21 protein-coding genes are annotated in these 22,281 nt (G+C 48.9%); 2 read left to right on the top strand and 19 right to left on the bottom strand.

The window, feature by feature from the left end; all coding sequences use genetic code 11:
• Positions 1–5 precede the first annotated feature (5 nt).
• From ACQW03_RS11455 to ACQW03_RS11445, 3 genes are all read right to left on the bottom strand, one after another.
• Positions 6–941 carry an AraC family transcriptional regulator gene (locus ACQW03_RS11455; RefSeq protein WP_220030516.1) on the bottom strand — a complete coding sequence of 312 codons (936 nt, stop codon included), beginning with the start codon at positions 939–941 and terminating at the stop codon, positions 6–8.
• Positions 942–1,063: 122 nt separating this feature from the next.
• Positions 1,064–1,231: a CxxH/CxxC protein gene (locus ACQW03_RS11450; protein WP_013373879.1), complete on the bottom strand. Its 168-nt coding sequence runs from the start codon at positions 1,229–1,231 to the stop codon at positions 1,064–1,066.
• Positions 1,232–1,336: 105 nt separating this feature from the next.
• On the bottom strand, positions 1,337–2,101 hold the full coding sequence (locus ACQW03_RS11445; RefSeq protein ID WP_220030517.1) for a class I SAM-dependent methyltransferase: 765 nt from the start codon (positions 2,099–2,101) through the stop codon (positions 1,337–1,339).
• A 233-nt stretch (positions 2,102–2,334) separates the two neighbouring features.
• On the opposite strand from ACQW03_RS11445, the gene ACQW03_RS11440 reads away from it, so the two are divergent.
• Positions 2,335–4,056 (top strand): cellulase family glycosylhydrolase, encoded by a 1,722-nt coding sequence (locus ACQW03_RS11440; protein WP_441949725.1) that lies wholly within the window; start codon positions 2,335–2,337, stop codon positions 4,054–4,056.
• Positions 4,057–4,144: 88 nt separating this feature from the next.
• Here ACQW03_RS11440 and ACQW03_RS11435 read toward each other — a convergent pair whose 3' ends face one another.
• Complete coding sequence (locus ACQW03_RS11435) at positions 4,145–5,380, bottom strand: S1C family serine protease (protein ID WP_071644124.1); 1,236 nt, start codon at positions 5,378–5,380, stop codon at positions 4,145–4,147.
• Positions 5,381–5,883: 503 nt separating this feature from the next.
• On the opposite strand from ACQW03_RS11435, the gene ACQW03_RS11430 reads away from it, so the two are divergent.
• Complete coding sequence (locus tag ACQW03_RS11430) at positions 5,884–6,090, top strand: hypothetical protein (RefSeq protein ID WP_025723164.1); 207 nt, start codon at positions 5,884–5,886, stop codon at positions 6,088–6,090.
• Here the strand turns inward: ACQW03_RS11430 and ACQW03_RS11425 are convergent.
• From ACQW03_RS11425 to ACQW03_RS11355, 15 genes are all read right to left on the bottom strand, one after another.
• Positions 6,059–6,865, bottom strand: a complete 807-nt coding sequence (locus ACQW03_RS11425; protein WP_023991120.1) for an MBL fold metallo-hydrolase — start codon at positions 6,863–6,865, stop codon at positions 6,059–6,061. The genes ACQW03_RS11430 and ACQW03_RS11425 overlap by 32 nt on opposite strands.
• 6 nt (positions 6,866–6,871) lie before the next feature.
• Positions 6,872–7,636, bottom strand: a complete 765-nt coding sequence (gene yycI / locus ACQW03_RS11420) for a two-component system regulatory protein YycI (protein ID WP_071644126.1) — start codon at positions 7,634–7,636, stop codon at positions 6,872–6,874.
• An 18-nt stretch (positions 7,637–7,654) separates the two neighbouring features.
• On the bottom strand, positions 7,655–8,995 hold the full coding sequence (locus ACQW03_RS11415; protein WP_441949722.1) for a YycH family regulatory protein: 1,341 nt from the start codon (positions 8,993–8,995) through the stop codon (positions 7,655–7,657).
• Positions 8,995–10,746 (bottom strand): cell wall metabolism sensor histidine kinase WalK, encoded by a 1,752-nt coding sequence (gene walK / locus ACQW03_RS11410; RefSeq protein WP_441952371.1) that lies wholly within the window; start codon positions 10,744–10,746, stop codon positions 8,995–8,997. Before walK ends, ACQW03_RS11415 begins: the two co-directional genes overlap by 1 nt.
• Before the next feature lie 71 nt (positions 10,747–10,817).
• Positions 10,818–11,549 (bottom strand): response regulator YycF, encoded by a 732-nt coding sequence (gene yycF / locus ACQW03_RS11405; protein WP_071644132.1) that lies wholly within the window; start codon positions 11,547–11,549, stop codon positions 10,818–10,820.
• A 232-nt stretch (positions 11,550–11,781) separates the two neighbouring features.
• Positions 11,782–13,305 (bottom strand): M23 family metallopeptidase, encoded by a 1,524-nt coding sequence (locus tag ACQW03_RS11400; protein WP_076292913.1) that lies wholly within the window; start codon positions 13,303–13,305, stop codon positions 11,782–11,784.
• A gap of 323 nt (positions 13,306–13,628) precedes the next feature.
• Positions 13,629–14,288 carry a hypothetical protein gene (locus ACQW03_RS11395; RefSeq protein WP_076292914.1) on the bottom strand — a complete coding sequence of 220 codons (660 nt, stop codon included), beginning with the start codon at positions 14,286–14,288 and terminating at the stop codon, positions 13,629–13,631.
• A gap of 152 nt (positions 14,289–14,440) precedes the next feature.
• Positions 14,441–15,157 carry a GntR family transcriptional regulator gene (locus tag ACQW03_RS11390; protein WP_071644138.1) on the bottom strand — a complete coding sequence of 239 codons (717 nt, stop codon included), beginning with the start codon at positions 15,155–15,157 and terminating at the stop codon, positions 14,441–14,443.
• 27 nt (positions 15,158–15,184) lie between these two features.
• Positions 15,185–16,192, bottom strand: a complete 1,008-nt coding sequence (locus tag ACQW03_RS11385; RefSeq protein ID WP_076292916.1) for a CehA/McbA family metallohydrolase — start codon at positions 16,190–16,192, stop codon at positions 15,185–15,187.
• Positions 16,185–16,652, bottom strand: a complete 468-nt coding sequence (locus ACQW03_RS11380) for a hypothetical protein (RefSeq protein ID WP_076292917.1) — start codon at positions 16,650–16,652, stop codon at positions 16,185–16,187. Before ACQW03_RS11380 ends, ACQW03_RS11385 begins: the two co-directional genes overlap by 8 nt.
• On the bottom strand, positions 16,649–18,163 hold the full coding sequence (locus ACQW03_RS11375) for a hypothetical protein (RefSeq protein ID WP_441949717.1): 1,515 nt from the start codon (positions 18,161–18,163) through the stop codon (positions 16,649–16,651). Before ACQW03_RS11375 ends, ACQW03_RS11380 begins: the two co-directional genes overlap by 4 nt.
• Positions 18,164–18,194: 31 nt before the next feature.
• Positions 18,195–19,037, bottom strand: coding sequence for an ABC transporter permease (locus ACQW03_RS11370; protein WP_441949715.1), 843 nt, complete (start codon positions 19,035–19,037; stop codon positions 18,195–18,197).
• Positions 19,038–19,039: 2 nt separating this feature from the next.
• Complete coding sequence (locus ACQW03_RS11365; protein ID WP_071644143.1) at positions 19,040–20,209, bottom strand: extracellular solute-binding protein; 1,170 nt, start codon at positions 20,207–20,209, stop codon at positions 19,040–19,042.
• A 98-nt stretch (positions 20,210–20,307) separates the two neighbouring features.
• Positions 20,308–21,339 (bottom strand): ABC transporter ATP-binding protein, encoded by a 1,032-nt coding sequence (locus ACQW03_RS11360; protein ID WP_029518944.1) that lies wholly within the window; start codon positions 21,337–21,339, stop codon positions 20,308–20,310.
• Between the two features lie 53 nt (positions 21,340–21,392).
• Complete coding sequence (locus tag ACQW03_RS11355; RefSeq protein WP_025723149.1) at positions 21,393–22,217, bottom strand: ABC transporter permease; 825 nt, start codon at positions 22,215–22,217, stop codon at positions 21,393–21,395.
• Positions 22,218–22,281 lie beyond the last annotated feature (64 nt).

The following is a 22,281-nucleotide window of genomic DNA, read 5'->3' as shown; positions in this document are numbered from 1 at the left end:
CTTATTCATATTTTGAGTATAGCCGAAGCCTCTGGGCGTGTATTGTAAAAATCGGACAACTTCCGTAAATCCTTAGCCGCAGTAAGCGGAGAATCTCCATAAAACCTGCGGAAATCGCGAATTAAATGCGCCTGATCGAAAAAGCTGTGCTTCAATGCCAGCTCCGTCCAATCCAGATCCCCGCCGCTTTGGATGCTGTGCAGAACACTCTGGAAGCGGACGACTTCACTGAACTTCTTGGGGCTGATTCCGATCCATTGTCCAAACTTGCGGTTAAGCTGTCTTTCACTAATCGCCTCACACTCCGCAAGCTCCTTAACCCCCACACTCCCAGCGCTCACAAAGATGCGATGCAGCAAGTTTTTCATCAGGTCACAATCGTTCGTGCGTTTGCGCAGCAGAAGCTGGTTAAGATACTCATCCATTATGCGCACCCGTTCATTGAAATTCTGCGCTTCCATAATGCGCTCACCTATGACGGCGATGCTTTCGGGCCAGAGATCTTCCAAGCGATAATTACCACCTGTAAACAAGTGAGTCGGCATACCGTGAAAATAATGTGCCCCACCGGGAAAAAATCGCACCGCAAAAATGCGTGTCTCGGACCCTGCTTGTCTGGCAGACACAAACGGTTGCGTAAATGTCCCACAGTACGAGAGTTCCTGACGCTTACTCACCGGGTCGTATTCAAATAGAACATCCGTACAGCCGTCAGGTAATACCCGCTCCATGGTTTCTTCCTGCGGCAGGCTTAACGAAGCAGTGTCTTCGCACGAAGCTGCTAGATTCTCTTCTACCACCCTATTAGCCGGACCGGACTCCCAATAACAGGCCACATAAGCTTTCAGCGCAGCAGACGGCTTTTGTTCGATATAATACGTGGAGAGATCACTTCCATTGACTTGAAGCGGACGAAATAGTGAATGCAGCAAAGGGTCCATCCATCGTTCACTCCTGTCTCAGCACGTGGTGGGAATAAATATAGCTCTATGTATGGAGTATTTTGCAAAAAATCCTGGTATACAAAAAGGACGTTTCTGCCCGAAACGCCCGTGCTTGTTTTTTAGACGACCAAAAACTCGGCTTTCTTCTCACATTCCTTGCACTTCACTGGAGGGTCCCAATCCGAAAATTTCGTTTCCTTGAGATCGACGACATCCGGTGCATCCTCGTATTCATCGACGAACATATCAATTGCTAGTTCCACATGCTCTTTACATACCACGTACATTCCAATTGCATCCCTTTCCGTTTGAAGCTCTTCCTGTTGTAGATGTGCTAAAACTGCCTTCTTTTGTTCTACCACACTTAACGCGGAAAGGAAAGGGCTTGCTTTTTACCCCAGGCGTCTGGTTGTAAAAATAAGAAAATTACTGACATTCAGGTCCTCGTGAAAATGGGGATATTTCTCCAACATTTCGGCAGAAGGCTTGGGTTCGATCATCCCTTCCAACAGCAAACCCGCCTCAATAATGGTCTGTACATAGCTGCTCAGCGTACGGTGAAAGTACAAAATTTTTTCTTCCTGATCATAAGGGATCGCTTGCTCCAATGGGCCTTCGTTGAAATATTGATCCACTTTCCAATACAGCTTTTTTCCTGTCTCATCCTTCACCCAACCACTCTGCGGTGTCTGAAAGCACGGATGCAGAATAGAAAAAATAAAGCGGCCCCCTGGAACTAATAATCGCTGCATTTCGGCAATCGCCTGCTCATAATGGGCCAAGTCCTGTATGACCATATTGGACACGATCAGATCAAAGCTCTGGTCCCCGAACATCTGCAGCTTTTCCAGATTGCCATGATGATATGTAATTCCCATTGATGATGGTGTTCGCTCTTTGGCTAGCCTCAGCATCTCTGTCGAGTAATCGACAGCCTCTACCAACGCACCCACCCTGGCCATTTTACGGCTTAGATAGCCTTCGCCACAGCCGGCATCCAGCACTTTTTTGCCCCCGAGAGGTCCCATACAGGCTTGCAATGCCGGGTTCAGCAGTACTTCGCGAGATCGATCTCCTTCCTCAGTGTACTTGGCAGTAAAGTTTTCTGCATGCATATTCCAGCGTCGAATGGCCTCTTCCGTGTCCCACTTATTCATATTCATCTCCTTCTTTCTTTTGTATTTACAAATCCGATCCTATACTACAATCCACGTAGGGCCATAGATTCTACACTCATTTCTATATTTTTTCAATAATAACGCTTACAAAATTAAAATATCTAATTAACACATGATTTTTACATTAATTATACAGGTATTCCATATTAAAATAGTGTGGTAGTGTTTTATTAGAAAGCGCTTTCAAAAATAACTTTGTAAAGGGGCCTGTTATGTTAAAACGAAGACCCGTTTCATTGCTGTCGTTGACGCTTGCCATTACCCTGTTGTTATCTACGTTCGCATCCGTTGCCGCTGCTGCCGAATCTGACGGACAAGCACCACAAGCTGCGGCTGCGAGCAGCCTGCAATCGTATGTGGAAGCCATGCAGCCTGGATGGAATTTAGGAAATTCTCTGGATGCTGTCGGGGCGGATGAGACAGCCTGGGGCAATCCGCGCATTACCCAGGCGTTGATCCAGCAAATTGCTGCCCAAGGGTACAAAAGCATACGCATCCCGGTCACCTGGGATAAACACATTGGAGCAGCACCGAACTATACCGTTGAGTCTGCCTACATGAATCGTGTGGAAGAGGTTGTCCGCTGGGCACTGGATGCCAATCTGTATGTCATGATCAATGTCCATCATGATTCATGGACATGGGTAAGCAGCATGGAGCCCAAGCATGATGAAGTGTTAGCTCGCTATAACGCATTATGGACACAAATTGCCCAACGCTTTAAAGATCAACCTAACAAGCTGATGTTTGAAAGTATTAACGAACCCCGTTTCTCTGAAGGGGGAACAACGGATGAAGCAAAAATGAATCAGATGCTCCAAGAACTGAATGTATCCTTCCACAAAATCGTCCGCGCCTCCGGCGGTAAAAATGCCACTCGCCCCCTTGTTCTGCCTGGCTTGGATACATCACCTGCTCAGGCCAAAATCAACGAGCTGTACAACACGATAACCAAGCTGAATGATCCCAATCTGATTGCAACCGTCCACTATTATGGTTATTGGCCTTTCAGTGTAAATATTGCAGGCCATACTACTTTTGATAAAGATACTAAAAACGATATCATCCAAACCTTTGATAACGTCTATAACACCTTTGTAGCCAAAGGTATTCCGGTTATTGTAGGTGAATTCGGTCTACTCGGCTTCGATAAAAATACAGGCGTTATTGAACAAGGCGAAAAGCTGAAATTCTTCGAGTATTTAACCTATTACATGAAAGAGAAGAAAATAACAGGTATGCTCTGGGATAACGGCCAGCACTTGAACCGGACAACGTACAAATGGTCTGACCCTGAACTCTTCAATGTCATTAAGTCCAGCCTAAAAGGACGTTCCTCCAATGCAGCCAGTGACCTCATTCACTTGAAGAAGGGCACTTCTGCTCAGGACACCAAGGTCATTTTAAACCTGAATGGCAATCAGCTGAAAACACTCAGTGTGGGCAGCAAGCAACTGACACAGGGCACTGACTATACGCTGAGCGGAGACACATTAACCTTAAAAGCCAGCTTGCTCACCAGCCTGACCACTTCCGGTAAATATGGGGAGAATGCCGTCATTACCGCTAAGTTTAACAAGGGGGCAGACTGGAATTTCAAAGTAGTTGTGTATGATACTCCAAAGTTAAGTGCTGTCGAAGGGACTACACAAGCCTTTACCATTCCAACGGAATTCCGCGGTAGCCAGCTTGCCACAATGGAAGCCGTTTATACGAGTGGTGGCAATGCCGGTCCACAGGATTGGACACCTTATAAAGAGTTTGGCAATACTTTTGCCCCTGCCTATGATGCCAATGGCATCAAGCTGCTGCCTGAACTTTTTAATAGTGTAAAAGATGGTGAAGTCACGCTGAAGTTCCATTTTTGGAGCGGCGATGTGGTGACATACAAGATCACCAAGAGCGGAACCCGTGTAACGGGAACGACATCTTAAACTAAGGCGCAGCAGAAGATCGAAAAAAGGCGTTCCCGGGAATGAGCCGGAGAACGCCTTTTTTATGGTTAAGCCTATAAGTTAAACCTTAGCCTTCCGGCTTATCTGTTAATTTTAACGTCACGGATTCTTCCTTGCCTGCCCGGTAAAAAGTAACTTTCAGCTCATCGCCAATCTTCTTGTTATCGTACAAGTAGCGACGTAAATCAAGCGTAGAGTTAATCGGTTCGCTATCAAACGCTGTAATGACATCGTTCAGCTTCAAGCCACCCTCCTTGGCAGGACCATGGGCCTCCAGAACGACTGCCCCATTTTTCACGCTGTCAGGCAACTTGAGCTCCTTGCGCTGAGTTTCATCCAGCGGTGCATATTCATTGTTGAGGTCCACCGTGTATACCCCCAGATAAGGGCGGATGATCTTGCCGTCCTCAACCAGTTCATTCACCGTCTTCATTACCTCATTGGCGGGAATGGCGAAACCAAGTCCCTCAACACCTGTATCAGCGATTTTCATCGTATTGATGCCAATCACACGTCCGTCCAGATCGACCAGCGCGCCGCCACTGTTTCCCTCATTAATCGCCGCATCGGTCTGGATGACATGCTGCTCCCAGTCATATACGCCATCCTGGTTAATGGAAATCGGAATGATGCGATTCGTATAACTCACAATACCGGAGGTAAGCGTGTCTCCCAAGCCGAGCGGATTGCCAATAGCAATGACCGTCTCACCCAGACGAAGTTTGCTGGAATCGCCGATATCCGCTACCGTGCTAATGCCTTTATCGTCCACTGCGAGTACAGCGATATCACTAATGCGATCCTTTCCGATCAGCTTTGCCTCTTTTCTGACACCGTCTACCGTTACAATATCCAGATCATCTGATCCTTCGACCACATGGTTATTCGTCATAATGAAGGCTTTGCCCGAACTCACTCGGAAAATGACACCCGATCCAAGCGCGGATTGTTCCGTGCTTTTACCATCTTCCTCTTTCAGATTCACGATGCTGACGACGGCTGGACGCACCTTGGCTGCCGCCTGCACAATCCGATCATACGGATCACCTGCTGCTTGCCGCAAGGGATAGTGACTGGCTCCGGTTACCGCTGTAGTGGAGGGCAGACCTGTAATAAAGCTGAACAGAAGCACAGCAACCACTGCACTGACTGCACCGCTAATGACAGCAGCTTGCACCGGACTTACTCCACGCTTCCTGTGTGGCCAACGTCCCCGTCCTCCACGGCGCGCCTTAAATGCCATTTTTTTAGCCGCACGTGTGGATACCTTTGTTGAATAAAAATCGTCCTCAAACAAGCCCATGCTAATCCTCTCCCCTTCGTTGTCATGCACCGACACTCACTAAAAAATTAGGGCTATTCGGGCTTGCGCCAACCTATGCTACAGAGAACCTGCTCCGTTGAACATCTCAAATGGATTGAATATCCCTTATCATCGGAATCCAGCAACCAATCGTTCCGGCCTACTTATTAATCACCACAAATGATGCCTTCCTAAGCAACCGAATCTCATAAATTAGCATACACGCCGAATCTGACCCCGAATAGAGGAAAAAAGAGGAATGATTTCCAAACCAATGGACTACAATAGTAACAAGTCTTCTATTCTATTACAAAATGATCGTCTCATAGAGACGTTCTGGCCTGTTCCCGTCCGCTTAAAGCTGCCTATACTTTCGATGAGAGCCTTCCTTCAGAAAGCTTTCCGTTGTTAGCTTTATTGTATCACAGCACCCAGCAAAACCACAGGCAGAACCAAGCTCATTGCACGCCATTTCTAAAATATTTTTACAGGAGGAATATATGATGAATTCACATCGTTCAGCTATGGATGAAGTTCGCATGGCTGCCAAGCTTGCGGATTTGAAAGACGAGCACTACCGCAATACACTGGCGCTAAGTACATTGATTGAACTACTGGTGGACAAAGGCGTCGTGACCCGTGAAGAGGTAGAACGCAAAGCCGCCGAGCTGGACAGCTTTATGGCTCACTTACCTTATCCCAAGGTGTAGGACGATCATAGTACGTATCGCACAATCGAAACTCACTGTCCTTGTAAAAACAGCCGCGGTCTTCCATCGCTCCACGTACAGTCAACTTCGCAAGTTCCATCATATTGTGGTCGCGGCTCAAATGTGCCAAATACGTTCGCTTCGTACGGCCTGTCAACAGCTCGCTAAGAATCGCGCCCGCCATCTCATTGGATAAATGACCGATATCGCTGAGAATACGGCGCTTGATGTTCCACGGATACCGCCCCATGCGCAGCATTTCCACATCATGATTAGACTCCAGCACCAATACATCCGCGTCTGATATCGCCTGTTTCACTTTGTCACTGACATAGCCGAGATCGGTGGCTACACTGAGCTTCTCTGCCCCATCATAAAAGCTATATCCTACAGGCTCAGCCGCATCATGGGATATGCCAAAAGACTCCACGCGTAATGACTCAAATTCCCGCGTTGCGCCTGTCTCCAATATTCTGCGGTTATCGTCTGCAATTTGCCCAACAGCATTACTGATGGCAAACCATGTCTTCTCGTTAGCATATATAGGTAAATTATATTTACGCGCCATGGCGCCTAGTCCTTTAACATGATCGGAATGCTCATGCGTGACCAAAATACCATCCAACTCTTCTCCGCTCAGATCGCGTTCTTTCAGCAATTCGTCAATACGCTTCGCGCTGAGACCTGCGTCGATGAGCAATGTCGTGTCTTCGTTCCGCACAACGGTAGCGTTGCCGGTCGAACCGCTCGACAGCACGGTAAATGAAATCCCCATATCTGTTCAAGACCCTTCTGTATGTTCTGTCTTTGGACTAATGACATCTCCGTTCATCTGCACATAATACACACCTTTCCCGTTGTCCAGCATAAACCGCCACACGGGGGCAGCCACCTGGCTATCGGAGTTAAAGGTCTGTCCGTAATAACCGAGCCGGATATCCTTCACAATCGAGTCACGCGGCAAATAGCCATCGATCAGCCTTGCCAGTGCTTTGGACGCAGGCAGCATTTTCTTTGCCTCATCCGAAGGCTGGAGATCGACCTTAATTTTGCGATACCCTGTAATCTTCTGATTGCTGTAAAACAGAGCCAGCTTCACATTAAATAGCGGCCATTTGCCCTGAACCAGCGGATGAAGCACAAAAGCATCTGCTTGTCCGGATGCCAAATCCTCCTGAACATCCAGCGGATCGTACTGAAAGTTATCGATATCCTTGATTTGTGGCTCCAATGCCTCAACTAGCGCGTCATGGGTGAATACCAGTTTGCTGTCCACCGGCTTCACCAGCTGCACACGATCATCCTTTTCTCCACTATGAACGTATGTGTAAGAAAGTTTAGGCAGCTGCGGGGTATCACCGGGAATCGGAGCCAGCACCTGAATGCTTTTCTCTTCCATTAAACGCTGCGTATTTTCATCCAATGAAGTAAAATCCAGATTCGGCCCTGCCGTTTCCTGCGCATCATGCCACAATTGGTAACCCAATACCACATTGAGCAGCAAAAATGTACAAATCAATACGTTCTTAGCGCGGCTCCAATCCATTCCCGTTCCCCCTTCCTGTCACCTCTTTGTCTCACGGTCTGGCTTTGTTTGTGTTGCGTTGGATGCTATCGTTACAGGAACAGCATGAATTTCTGCAACAGAACCGTCACTGAGCGTAACGCGCCATTCAGGAGCAAGCTTCAATCCATCATTGGTCAGCTCCGGTTGATACACGGGAGTCAGTTCTCGAATTGTCTTCCCTTTGCCTACAGTCTCCAGTTGCTTCTTCAAGGGCTCGCCGCCCGGCAGCATAACCTTCTTTGAGGATTGCTCCCCGCCCTTGAGAAACAGCAACGAACGATCGTAGACCGATGCCGTTTCCTGCTGAATTTGCAGCGAAATCGTACCAAAGCGGAATGATGGTGTGTCCAGCACTGGATAAGCACCATAATACTGCTGAAACATCACAGTCGTACGATTTTCATCGCTGCTTCTCAATTTCAGCTGATACGAAGCATCCCAACCGCCATGCTGATTCACAAAATCAACCGCGGCCAGCACATCCCTAATCGGACTGCTTCCACCCGCCCCCGGCGCACTGGGATCGGTATAGCTCATCCAACGTTGCTCCTGCTTGATTTGCAGACTACGCTTGCTGTCTGTATAAATTTGGGAGCCGTCCTTCTCCTGAATATTGCGCGTAATCCCCGGATCGAAGAACAAATTCCGCTGCATTTGCTCCGTCGTAAACAACCCGGCATACACCACAGGCTGCACAGTTTCTAGGCCATTCACGGGAATGTAGTACTGATTATCCACTAGCTCGTACAACGGGGCATTTTCACCGAAATTCACATGCTGTCGGATGTCCTCTACCGTCATATCGAACTGGTTCGCCTCATACACCACATCGCCTCTGGCACTGAAAAAGAGTGCGTGTGGCTTGGCACTTTTTTCGTCTATATAGATCCAAATGCGGTTAATCGTCTCTCCCTGAAACACTGAATCCGGCGTCAGACGCATGACCCGTTCCAGTAATGAAACCGGGACCCCGCCTGAAAAAGATAATTCGATGCCTTCATTTTCGCTGCGAATCTGCGCCCAGTCTGCCGATTGAATACTTCGACGTTGAAAGTTGTTAAAGCTTCGGCTTTCCAGCCGTGTATAAATTAAATCGTAAAAAGTAACACCCGGATAAAAAACGGTATGCTTCTTCTCACCTTGGTGAATGAGCATTTTATCAGGAAACACGAGGTTCTCAATCTTTTTCTCCTGTCCCATGCTTTCGGTTTTGACATAGTTCGTTTCTGAAGTGAGTACAGAATCACTGCCCGGAAGGCGGTAAATCAAAAAATAAGTCTGTACCAGGCTGGAAGCAACCAGCAAAATAAGCGTCCAGGACTTCAAACGTTCCTTCACTATGCTTCCCTCCCTTCACTCGACATGGGTAGCGTAAAGGTCGTGCAGGTACCCTGACCGTATTCCGACTCCAGGAAAATCTGGCCCCCATGCGCCTTTACAATTTCCCGGGCAATCGACAGTCCCAGTCCCGTGCCGCCCATATTGCGCGATCTCGCCTTGTCTACACGATAAAACCGTTCAAAAATCCGGTCCAGGTCTTTTTTGGGAATACCAATTCCGGTGTCTTGTACCGAAATGGACAGCATCCCCTCACTGTTGCGGCGAGCTTCAATCCGAATACTTCCGCCCTCCGGCGTATATTTCAGCGCATTGGACATCAGGTTGTCCAACACCTGCTCAATTTGGTCCCGGTCGATCACGACTTTACCGATTCCCTGCTCTACGAACATCCCTGAGCGAATGTGCTTTTGCTTCATTTGAAAAGAAAACCGATCTGCGACCTCGTCCAGCATCTCCATCACATCCGCAGGCTGCATCCGCAAAGGCGCTTCATTGGAATCAAGCCGTGACAGATGCAGCAAATCCGTAACCAACCGGATCATACGCTCTGTCTCGTTGCGGATCACGCCTACAAAACGCTCCGCGAGCTGCGGTTCAGCCATCGCGCCGTCATCCAGCGCCTCAGCATAGCTGCGGATGGTCGTCAACGGAGTGCGCAGCTCATGTGATACATTCGCTACGAATTCCCGGCGTGTCGTCTCCATCTCCTCCTGCTCCGTCACATCTTGGAGCACGGCAATCGTTCCCGTAATGCCAAATTCCCGCCGATGAATCGGCGTGAATGTCACACGGATAACGATCGGTTCATCCTGACCGGCTGGCTCCAGCTGCAAGAGTGTGGAGGCCGAAGAGCCGCTATACAGGGCCTCGGTTTCCTCCGGGTCGATCCCCAGCAGTACCGCGATATGCCTGCCGGTCATTTCGTTCTCGTTTACGCCCAGCATGGCGCTGGCCCGACGGTTGACCAGAATAACCCGGCCATTGTCATCAGTAGCGACCACACCGTCGCTCATATTGGTCAAGATGGAGGAGAGCTTCTCTTTCTCCTCTTCATTTTGGGACAGTGCCTCACGCAGACGGCCTGTCATATAGTTAAAGGCCACGCTGAGCCTGCCGATCTCGTCATCACCAAATACAGGCATCTGCTGGTCGAATTTGCCCTCGGCAACCTCCGTTGCATGACGTGTCATCACCTTAATCGGGTGCGTAATCGTGTGGGCCAATACCACGCCCAGCACAGCCGTCAACGCGAGCGCAATGAGCATACCTGAAAGAAACACATTGTTAATGCGTTTCATCGTATCGTACAGCTCGGTCATCGAAGCGGCGATGTACACCGCGCCGACAATCTTGCCTTGGCTGATAACAGGCTTGGCGACGACCTTCTTGCGGACGTTATCCTCGTCCACCATGTATTCCTCGTTATCACGGATACCTTGGAGTGCGCGACTGACCACTGTCTGCGTATTTTTACGTCCGACATAATCGGCGTGTGAACCTTGGGAAGTAATTAATACTTTGCCGCTAGCATCCAGCACCTGAATTTCCGCGCCGCTGAAATCAAACAAATTATTCACGCGTGCACGCAGGCTTTCCACGCTGTCTTCTTCCATTTTGCCATCACTGCCACTCAGATCCTGCTCTGCCAGCACGGACAGCATCTCCGCCCGTGCTTGCAAATCCTGCGTAAAATTACTCGTGAGAGAGTTCTTCATCGAGCTGACAAAATAGACCCCAATCAGCTGCATAGCCACCAAGATTAGCAACACATAGATAATAATCAGCTTTGCATGAATGGTACGAAAGAAAGACAGCCATCTCATGCCCGCAGGCCACCTTTGCCCCCGCTTACAATATATCCAAGGCCACGTCGCGTCAGGATGGTCTCCGGCTTGCTCGGGTTCTCCTCAATCTTCTCGCGCAATCTCCGAATGGTCACATCTACTGTCCGCACATCCCCGTAGTATTCGAAGCCCCATACCGCCTGGAGCAAATGCTCCCGCGTCATGACTTTTCCGGCATTCTTCGCCATGTAGTGCAATAGCTCATATTCGCGGTGCGTCAGGTCAAGCGGTGTTCCGTTTTTGTAAGCTGTATACATATCCGTATCAAAAAAGAGGTCGCCCACGCGCAGCCCCTGCTTATCCTCCTGCGGTCGGCTTTCCGACGTGCCTGCCCCGCCGCGTTGCTGTCTGCGCATCTGTGCCTTCACCCGTGCCAGCAATTCCCGTGTGCTGAACGGTTTTGTCACATAATCGTCCGCGCCCAGCTCCAGCCCCAGCACTTTGTCGATTTCCCCGTCCTTGGCGGTCAGCATAATAATCGGCGTCTGGAGCTGATGCCCGCGCACCTCACGGCATACATCCATGCCGTCCATGCCCGGCAGCATCAGGTCCAGTAGAATCAGGTCAGGCTGTTGCTTGACTGCGATATCCACCGCGGTGATTCCATCGAAGGCGCAAATCACCTGGTAGCCCTCTTTTTCCAAATTAAATTTCAAAATATCAGCAATTGGCTGTTCATCATCCACTACCAGAATCGTTCCTTGCATACAGCATTCACCTCTTTTCACGGATCATCATCTATAATTAACTTTCGTTTGTCAGTACCTATAAGATGTTTATTCTATTCTATCATACCCGTGCGCCATTCCATTACTTCTCCAGACCCTTTTCTTTACGCAGAAAAAAACCATGCCTGCACCTAATGTTAAGCATGCAGAAAAACATGGCCTTTCCCCTTGATTCTCATAAATCATGTAACTCTCGATATAAACATCCAATCTATCTTAAATACGTCATCGGATTGCGTGGCGTATTATCTTTACGAATTTCAAAATGCAGATGCGTTCCGGTCGAGCGTCCTGTGTTCCCCATGACCCCGATCGACTCGCCTTGCTGAACCACCTGTCCTACATGAACGCCAATGCTGCTCAAATGTCCGTACACGGTTTGGTAGCCGTTGCGATGATCAATCATAATGACATTGCCGTATCCATTCTGCTGACCTGCAAATGATACCACGCCTTCATCTGATGCGTGAATGTCAGCACTACCGACCAAGTCGACACCCTCATGCATACGTCCCCAGCGTGCGCCAAAGCTACTCGACATCGATGCGCCGGACACCGGCCAAGCGAACTGTCCTGATCCTTCTCCCACGACCTTCGTTCCTCTAAGAACCACCTCAGTAATAGACGGCTGCAACACCTTTTGACCGAGCCATTCCTCTTGCACGACCTCACCGTTCTCCTTGGTCAAACGATAGTCCATCTCTTTAAGACCTGCTTGTCCCGGTCTGACCACTTTGGTAACTCCTGCCTTCAGCTCATCACTCTGGCGAATCTCAACCTCAGGCTCGATGGCAATCTGTTCGACGACCTTCTCTACTGTTCTCACCGTAACCGGAGCCTTCGGAGCAGTAAGCTTCAATTCGTCCCCAATTTGCAAATACAGTTCACGCGAGCCGGGATTGTTCTGCTTAATCTCCCAAGCGGTCATATTAAATTTAGTTGCAATCGAAGACAAAGAATCGCCTTCTTGCACTGTATACGTGATAGGAGCCTCACGTCCCTCAGTCAACACTTTGACTGCTTCAGCTTCTGTCAGCACCTTGTTCGGGTCTGCTTTCACAGGCTCGTACGCGATTTTCTCACGGATACTGGCAGACTCCAGCCATGCTTTAGGGGTTTTAGTACTAGCACTCGCATGGCTGCTGCCCACGGATGTTTTGCGAACCAGCCCTTTGATGCCTGTAGATGTACCCTCACCCACAGGTGTGTACTTCTTCTGTACTTGCTTTAAAGCCGCCTGCGCAGTCGCTTTGTCCTTTACAATGCCAACCGTCTGACCGTTGACCTTCACTTCTACCCCTTTGGCATACGCTGTCAGCATACCATCCAGCTTCTTCAGCGTGGCTACACTGTCGATATCCGCTTTATATGCCTTCTCAATGTCTGTCGTTACCGCGCTCGTATTGAGCACCATATCGACGCCGGGATACTTGTCCTTATACTGTTTGCTCTTCGTTGCGTACAGCTGTTTAAGTTGTTGCTCATTCAAGATATTCCCGACCTCGACGCCTTTTACATACACTTTATAATAAGGAACTGTGTTAGCCCCGACATACTGATTACTCGCAAAAATAAGACTGCCTGCAATCACCACACCGCCTGCCGTCCAGCTCAACCATTTTCTCCGACCGCTCCACCACTTTGCTATTTTCCCCGCTTCCACAGCAGGCTTGTCTGCAACGTTTGAGTCTGCATTCCTACTGTCTGGTGAATCCTGCTCCTTCAAAACCTTCATGACTCTCTCCTTTTCAGCATATCTTATCTCTATATAAATGCGTTCGTTATTGGTCTTTCACACTATGAATCTAGCCTGTATTCACAAGCATCTATGATATTAGTCGCTATCTACCATTGCATAGTTGCGTAAAAGGTTTCAAAAATTTAACCTTTTCACAACACTGTTTACTTTAACATAGCCTTTACAAAGAATTCAACTACACTCCAATTCCTTCCTGACACGCAAAAAAATCCGCGCATGGCGCGGATTCTATAGTCCTATTTTGAGCATAAACATTTCCCATGAATTCATCGTTTATTATTCAAGATTTTGCAAAAAAATCATTTAAGCAAATCCATCAGCTTGTTATATTCCTCTTTGGTCAAATACTTCGCAAGCACCTGCTGAATATCCTGAAGCTCCTGCTCGGTGAGACCGCCTTCCATCGCAGCTGATATTTTCTGCATCTCCTCCGGCGGTAGCTTATTCATCAGAATCGCAAAAATTTCCTGCTTCTGTGCAGCTGGTAAGTTGTTCTTCTTCTCCGTCAAATGGTCGGGCGTAATCACTAAATCATGGCCTTCAATACTCGTTTCGGGTGTAGCTGTACCTTCTGCCTGCTTCCGTGACTCGTTGCCAGTTGTTCCGGCCGACGTGGCCCCCTCCTGAGATACCTTGCCATTGTTGGCTGCGCCACCAGCCTCACTTCCGCTTTCTTCTACGCCCTGTCCCATGACAGGCAACGCATCATCAGGCGGTGTTACACTTCCCGAGCCACTTCCCGTCGTCTTGTTCTTCCCCGTGTTTGTGCTTTGGTCAGTACCAGCGCTGCCTTTTAGCCAACCCAATCCCCATATGGGCTGATGATCGAGCTGAATGTTAAACTGCCGCAGCAGCGATTGAACATAAGCATTAACGACTACACCTGTCACTGCAAGCGTTAGTGCGCTAACCAACACCACCGTCATTCCTTTTTTGAGCAGCCATCCAAGCCACCTCATATCCCGTTACCTCCTTATACGCATCCTGCCATGTGTGTATCATCATGAAGTGAAGTGCATATAGATCAGTATTGACGAGATATGACGATTTTTAACCCATGGAATATGTAAAACTAGCACGATTCAATAGGAGATACCACATTCTGATTGAATCAGCGCGTACGACGCACCCAGAAACGGAAAATGTCACTGCGGACATAATCCAGAGAATACAGCACCTGCCTGTTCATTTCATCATAGTGAAGCTGCTTCAATAGTAATACCGTGGCGTGCGGATGTTTCAGCAGACGTGTCATATGTGCGTCGTCATAGTTTGGAACAGTAAGCTCGGAATACGCTCCGACGATTCGCACCCCGGCCTTGAACTCAAGACTCTGAAAAAGCGAGCCTGAAAAAGAGTCACCTTCCAGAATGGGTCCGGCTAATTTCTCTGGCATCCAGTTTATAGAGTGGGCTACAGCCTCTCCGTTGGCAGTGCGTGTACGCTCTAAAGCAATCATGGGCTCATTCTCGGAAAATCTCATCTGTTCGGCAATATCAGGAGGACAAACCGAAATTCTCTGAATGGATTCCAGCTGCTCGTCTTCCCGTAGCCCTGCCGAACGAATCATGTCCCCGATGCTATACAGGCGGTCCAGCGAGCTTGGAATACTCGGCAGCGGGCAAGTAGCAAACGTGCCACTCCCGTGTTTTACTAGTAGCTTACCTTCCGATTCCAGTTGGCGAATAGCTCCCCGTAGCGTCGTACGCGAGACACGAAACGATTGGGAAAGTGCAGTTTCCGACGGCAGCCGATCCCCCGGACCCATTTGATGAACCTTCATATATTCTTCTATACGCTGCTTTATGTTCTCTTGTTTTGTTGACACCGTCCGAAGCCCAGCCTTTCTATTGTATTAAGCCATATAAATCGGATTCGTAAAAGCAATCATCATCACGCAGTCTTCCATGCAGCCGTAAAGCTCGGCTCTTATCCAGCCCTTTCCTAGCGGATCTTGCAATGACAGCGTATATTCTCCTGTTTGAGCAGGGATCTGAATCTCGGAGCATATTCCATGACTACTTGTCAGCAGAAGACGAAGATTCTGAGGCTTGAGGTTATAATGGACTGCTCTTGCTTCCACATCCAATTGAACCGTCACCGATAGTGAATCCTCTACAGTCAGCTCTATACATTCGCCGATGTGATAACGATGTTCTCTGCCCTTAATCTGTGCCCACATCGTCAGTAACGGTCCCATCGTAACTGACACTGAACCGTGGCGAATCGCCTCAACTGCCGGGCCTGCTAAATCTTCTCGCTCTTCTGCTTCATCATGAACCCCCAGATACGTAACAGCCGGAAGCGCATCATCCGGTTTAGATACATGCCAGTCCCGACCGCTTACCGCAGTGATGCGATACCCCTGATTCAACAAATCGGTCCACATGGCAAACGCCCGCTGGCTATCCCGCTTAATAGATGGCATAAGCGTTGACCAGACCTCTATATAATCCACCTCATGCCAATCCTGAATAGTGTACTCCCAAAAGCACCCCGTACAGATCGGACTTCCGATCCTGAACGGATGGGCGATCCCTGCAATGCCTCCCTGCTCATGCACCTGCCGAATCCCCTCATGAATGTCATCTGGTCCCAGCACACGCCAGTCAATAAAGCGGTCAACCCCAAGTGTCAGCATATGCCCGTAAAAGGTCGTCCACTCCATCCCTGAAATGATCGGGAGACCGAACTGCTGCTGAACCCGTTCCTGATCCGCAAGTGCTGATTGCGTGTTGTGATCCGTCATAGCGATGCATTCAAGCCCCAGATTCACTGCGCTTTGAACAAGCTCCTCCAGCGTCTGCTTTCCGTCGCTGTGAAGCGTATGGGTGTGAAGCTCAGCTGGAATCCATTTAAGCATATGCTGCTTCCTCCCCCAATACATGAATTTGGTAGGCAAGCGTCTCGGTCACAACGGCATGCAGACTGACCGTAATCCGCCACATGCCCACCGGATGATCTCCTGCAAGAAATCCCGGCGAAGCCGCAGACGAACCGAGCCAATGCTCCTGCTGCATCTCGGGACGGTGCGCATTTCCGCGGTGACGGAGAGGATCATCGACAGACAGCGTTAATAAATTTTGCAGCGGTATATACTTCTTCCATAGATCGGATGAATGCCCCGGCTCGTCGTATCCGTATTTGCTCATGCTTTCCTCTATGATTTCTCGTGCTTGCTCTTGATCCTCCAATAACTTGGGCGTGTAAGAGAAGTGAATACGTATCGTTTCAGTCGGCTGTGGAATATGAAAAGAGTACGTAATATGGCTCTGGGTGCAGGTTCTGTCGACCGTTCCTTCCACATACAGTAGTCTGCTCATGACTCCCCATCCTGGCTAGACGGTTCATCCACAACATGTTTCACCATATCATTCACAGTATGGTCTTCATCACCTGACCTGTCTTTGTCTGCCGCCCATAAAACACCTACGGGTTGAAGCCGCGTCAGCTCAATCACCCGGTCTGTACGAATACCTGGAAACTGCGGGAGGTTATCCTCGTTTAACGTAAAGGCACACAGTCCGGCTACTTCCATGCTATCCGCACCGCCTTCCAGCAATACGGCCCTGATTTCAGCTATATCCTCAAGCACAGCTTCTCCAGACAGCTTGACCGTGGTAGAAAAATGTGACTCTGCACCCTCATAAGCGGCTCTAAATTCCCCGAGTCTCAGATCATGATGGCAGGACGAATACCACTGCTCCGAGCCGTGAAGGCGAAGCTGGACATCGACACAGGCATCTTCCTCGCGCCGATTGAAGCCAGGCTTGAACCCTGGAGACAATTCTCTGCCTGAATCCTGTAAGGGACGTTTTGAAGTCTGGATAAACACATAGCTACGCTGGTGTGCAAGTGTAATGGAAGACGCCTGTGATGGCATTTCCAGCTCCTGCTGACGTTCCATCTCCCACCCGGTGACCTGATAGGCAAAAGGAAAACGGCTCATGACGGCCTCACGCGGCTCTTCCTCTGGTTTCCACTGGAAAGCAGGCGGTAGCATAAAACGATAGTCCGATGTAATGTCATCCCTAAAGTTTCCGTTGGTTGTTGCGGATTGGAGAACAGGATGCCCGCCCAGATCATAATTGCCATTAAACGCAGTCGTAATATGATGTGCCCCTTGAAAAACAGCTTCCAGAACATTGCCCCCTGCATCCAGCTCGACGCGGTACATCCATTCGATATCGGTGGTTCTTCCCCATTTGCTCATAAGTAGCGGCGCGGGCGTTCCCTCATCTTCATGGCTGAACATCATTTGGAATTCGATGACCGTCTTCCCCTCGTTCACTTCTATGGAATAGAACAAAACAAGCGGTGTATCCGTAAAGCGATTCTCATAGGGATGTGACAGATTGCGGCCATATAAAAGCGGGGTATGGCGATAAATCAGCGACCTTGGAGAGGAATCAGCCACGCAGCGCAGTTCAACCCCATCGATCCATGCTCGAGATACAAGCGGAGCCGATTCCAGTTCGCGGAATTCGGCATAGACCTCATAATCGCCTTCTTTTAGATACCCCAACAAACGGGTGTACACTCCCTGACTGCTGCCATAGTACAAAATGACATCTTGATTATAGGCTTCATTCAGGTAGAGACGTACGAAAGCAGATTCTCGATCTGTCGCAGCCCAGTCACTGTCTGATCTGGCGAACAGATCAAGCTCCGCATATCCGTCTTCTGGCATGGAAAATGTAAACCGGAATCCGTTTCCCGGACTGAGCTCAACCTCGGCCTTGTGTAAGGCAATCCGATAACCGCAATCCAGCAGATCCTTTTCCCACGCTCGCCCACTAAACCCGGTAATTTTCACCTCTGCTTGGCTGTTCATCCCTGTAACCTCCTTAGTGTATAACGGCGGTCTAGCTGGCATCCGCATCCTTCACCATTGTCCGAATATAAAAGTAGCCCATAAAAGAACACAGTAAAAACATAAACACTGCCATTGCACTGGCCGTATGCGTCTCCTGATAGCTGGAAAACACCTGCTGCATCGCAACACCCAGCACTTGTGGTGAGTTGGCACCGATCAGGAAGGGAGCCGTAAAGCTGCCCATGATTCCCATGAAAATGAAGGTCACCGCAACCCACATCGTTTTGTAGGAAAGGGGTAAAATAAAGCGACCAAACAGCTGTATTGTGCTGGCTCCAGCATCTCTGGCACTTTCGACGACAGCGTTTGGAATGCTGGCAAGTGCCGAGCTGAGCAGCATGGTTGCGAACGGAATGTTGAACCACAAATTAGCCAGCACCAGCCCTTTGTAGTCATAAATAATCCTCGGAATCGTTTCAATGCCAAGCGGCAGCAAAAGACGTGCAGCCCAACCGTGATTACCATACATAGTAATGATCGCATACGTTGCAATTACACCGGGAACAAACATCGGAATAAAATACAGCCGGCCTATCCACTTCACGACAACCCCTTTACCAAATCTCAGATAAACCGCCAAAGCATAGCTGATGACCAGAGTAAGGGCCGTCGAGACTAACGTGACATTAATGGTATACATGATATTTCTACGCATGGCAGGTTCCGTGAACAGCCGAATATAGTTGGCCAGTCCGTAGCCTGTTCCATATTGATCAATCAAGCTTTCCTTCACGGCATAGAGAATCGGAATAATAACGACGACCAGCAAAATGAGAAAAGACGGGATGACCAGGGCAAGCCCCAGCATCCCCCTTTTGGACAATGGACTCATGATCAACCGCCCGCTACTTCACTTTGCCAGCGTTTGTAGATTTCCTGCTGGAGTTCTCCGCTGTTAAAGCTGCGGTATCCAGAAGATACACTGTTAAATTTCTCTTGCAGCTCCGTTGGCATCAGATTCCACTTAATCCCCGGATAGCCGTACATTTTATTAATAACCACCGTTTGCGCTTCAGGCGTCAGTATATAATTCAAGAATTCCTGAGTTGCTTCTTTTTTGGAGGAAAGCGAAGGAACCATCAGATAAGAGGGTCCACCTGTAAAAGCAGGGTCGATCTGTGTCAGCTTCACCGTGTCTGGAAGCAGCCCTTTAGCCAGTTGTTCGAGTGCCATATCAGACCAGGCTGGAACCATGTCTACCTCTCCACTTGCCAAAATATCAAGCGTACCTTGGTTCTTCTTAGGATAGACTCCTTTTTGGTACATTGAAGGGCCCAGTTCCTTGAGCAGTGAGAAGCCTTGATCCCATTTCTTCATATTTGCCGGATCATCACTGTTCATCGCCTCTGGCGGAAGGAAATTATAGATAACCGTGTTCACAAATGAGCTGCCTGATCCACCTGTGGACGGGTCATTATAGGCAAACTTGCCCGGATGCTGACGAATCCACGTGTACAGTTCGTCGGCTGTTTTCGGAGGTGTCGCTACTTTTGCACTGTTATAGGCAAGTACAACCGAAGAGGCACGGTATGGAATGGCCTGATTGTTGACTTGCTTGAGATACGTTTCATCAACATTCTTCAAATTTGGAACCTTGGCAGCATCCACCGTTTCCCACAGTTTCTCGCCTACCCCTTTGGTGATGTCATCCAGACTGCCTTCGTACAGGTCGATATCTGTATCGGTTTGTCCGCTTTTCTTGGCTGCGATCAGACGATCCAGTGTAGATGCGCCTCCGGTCCCTGCTGGCAAATACACCAGTTTGACCTTAACGTGATCATTTTTAGCTTCAAAATCCTTGATTAACGTTTCCCACAGCTCTTTGACATTCAGGGACCCTCCAGTGTACAAGGAAATTTCCGTCGTTCCCGTAGCGGCTCCCGCTTTTGTAGACTTGGCTTCCCCTGTAGCCGTGGCGGTATTACCGCCGTTTCCACAGCCAGCCAACAACGATAAACTAAGTACCCCTGCCAAAACCAGACCCATATTCTTTTTCCCAAACACGTTGTTGCCTCCTTTAGATAGTTACACAAGTTCGCAGCATCACCAGATGATGCGTTCGTGATGGACATTGATGCGATATAGAGGTTGATCGTGAATCTTCACTGTGCTGCTGGAAAAGTAACAATTTTACTGAAGCTGAATCTGATGTGCTCTCCACTGCGCAGCTCGGCCGCTCGTTCACGCGGCACAAACATTTTCAGATGATGGGTACCGCTATCCAGCGAAACTTCCGCATAATGCCCGAGAATCATCACTTGTCTGATCGTTCCGGCGAGAGAACCATTTTCTTCCGTCGTCAGAACAATATCCTCTGGTCTTACACCAACCATGGATTCACCTGTGTATTCATGCTCTTGTGCAAACGGTATTCCGCTCACAGAGACACTGCGACCTGTGCTCACCCCCTTTAATAAATTGATACGGCCAATAAAACCCGCTACAAAAAGTGACTGTGGCTTGTCATAAATCTCCTGCGGTGAAGAAAGCTGCTCAATTCGGCCCGCATTCATAACGACGATTCGGTCGGAAATGGACAGCGCCTCCTCCTGATCATGGGTGACGAACACCATCGTCATCCCCGTCTGGGTCTGGATATCCCGCAGCTCCTCCCTCATCTCCATGCGCAATTTGGCGTCAAGCGCGGAAAAAGGCTCGTCCAGCAGCAATACATCAGGCTTTAGCAGCAGAGCCCGAGCGAGTGCTACTCGCTGCTGCTGACCGCCCGAGAGCTGTCCCGGCGTTTTACGCTCTGCGCTCTCTAGCCGAACCAGCGCTAGCGCTTCCTTCACCTGACGGTCAATTTCTGTCTTCTTCACCTTTCGAATCTTCAACCCGAAAGCCAGATTGTCATATACGGTCATATGCGGCCACAAATTATAACTTTGGAACACCATAGCCGTTGGACGCTTTTCGGGCGGCAGCTTGAGTACGCTTTTACCCTGAATCTGAATGTCGCCACTGTCCGGGTCCAAAAAGCCGCCAATGGAGCGAAGTACGGTTGTTTTACCGCAGCCGGAAGGTCCCAGCAGTGTCACTAGCTCTCCCTTCATCACGTCAAGCGAAATGCCTTTGACTCCGTCTCCTGTCTTGAAGCGTTTGGTTAACTCTTGAATGGATAATTGAATGGGCATTAGCTTAGGCTCCCTTTTCAGGATTTTGCAAACTCCTCTTTTGACCAATTACGTTATTTCACCTGAAATCCGCCTGCCAGTACATCCGCACTTACAAAACGCTTGGCTGCCAATAGCAGAATGATCGTTGGCAGAGTAAGAATGACAGAGAAAACAGCGCCCGTTGTGCTCGGATAATCAGCAATGATGGAATACATGATGACTGGCATTGTTTTATAGTCCGGTGTCCCGACAAGGAGTGTCCCCTGTGCTTCATCTAGTGAAGCAAGAAAGGTAAAGATGGAGGCGACCACAATGCCGGGCAGCGCCATAGGAAAGGTGATTTTCCAAAACACCCGAAATGGTCCGGCTCCAGCATCCCGCGCTGACTCCTCTTGTGCACGATGTACGCTGCGGAAGGCAGAGGAAGGAATCCAGGTCATATACATGAGCGTGTTTACCATATGGATAAGCACAATACCTGCAAAGGTGTTCATCAACCCGAATTGGTAGAATAGTACGGCAATGGACACATACAAACCCATTTTCGGAAAAGCATGCGTAAGCAGGAATGAGAAAAGAAACCACTTACTGAACGGGAAAGAAATTCGTGCGAAGGCATAAGCAGCAGGAATACATACGATAATGGAGCAGACCGTAACGGTAATCGCAATCAAGAAGGATAGGGAAATCGAGCTGAGTACATCATCCTGGGTAAGTACAAACTTCCACCATTCCAGTGACAAGCTCTGCGGGAGCGGTGCAGGATACTGCCATTTTCCCGAAACCGCCAAAAGGAGAAGATTGGTCAGAGGTCCCAGGAAAAAAATGACGAAAATGACAAGCACGATGAATTCCACAATTTTGCGTGTGCCGAGTGAGCGAAGATACCAGTTCATAATTCATCCCTCTCAAGACGTCTAGACGTCCGAATCTCTTTTCTATTTGGATTATAGAGAGGGT

The organism is Paenibacillus sp. DRB1-1 (assembly GCF_052119485.1).
Taxonomy (GTDB): domain Bacteria; phylum Bacillota; class Bacilli; order Paenibacillales; family Paenibacillaceae; genus Paenibacillus; species Paenibacillus polymyxa_B.
The sequence above is the reverse complement of the archived record's forward strand: the minus strand, read 5'-3'. Positions and strand labels throughout refer to the sequence as shown.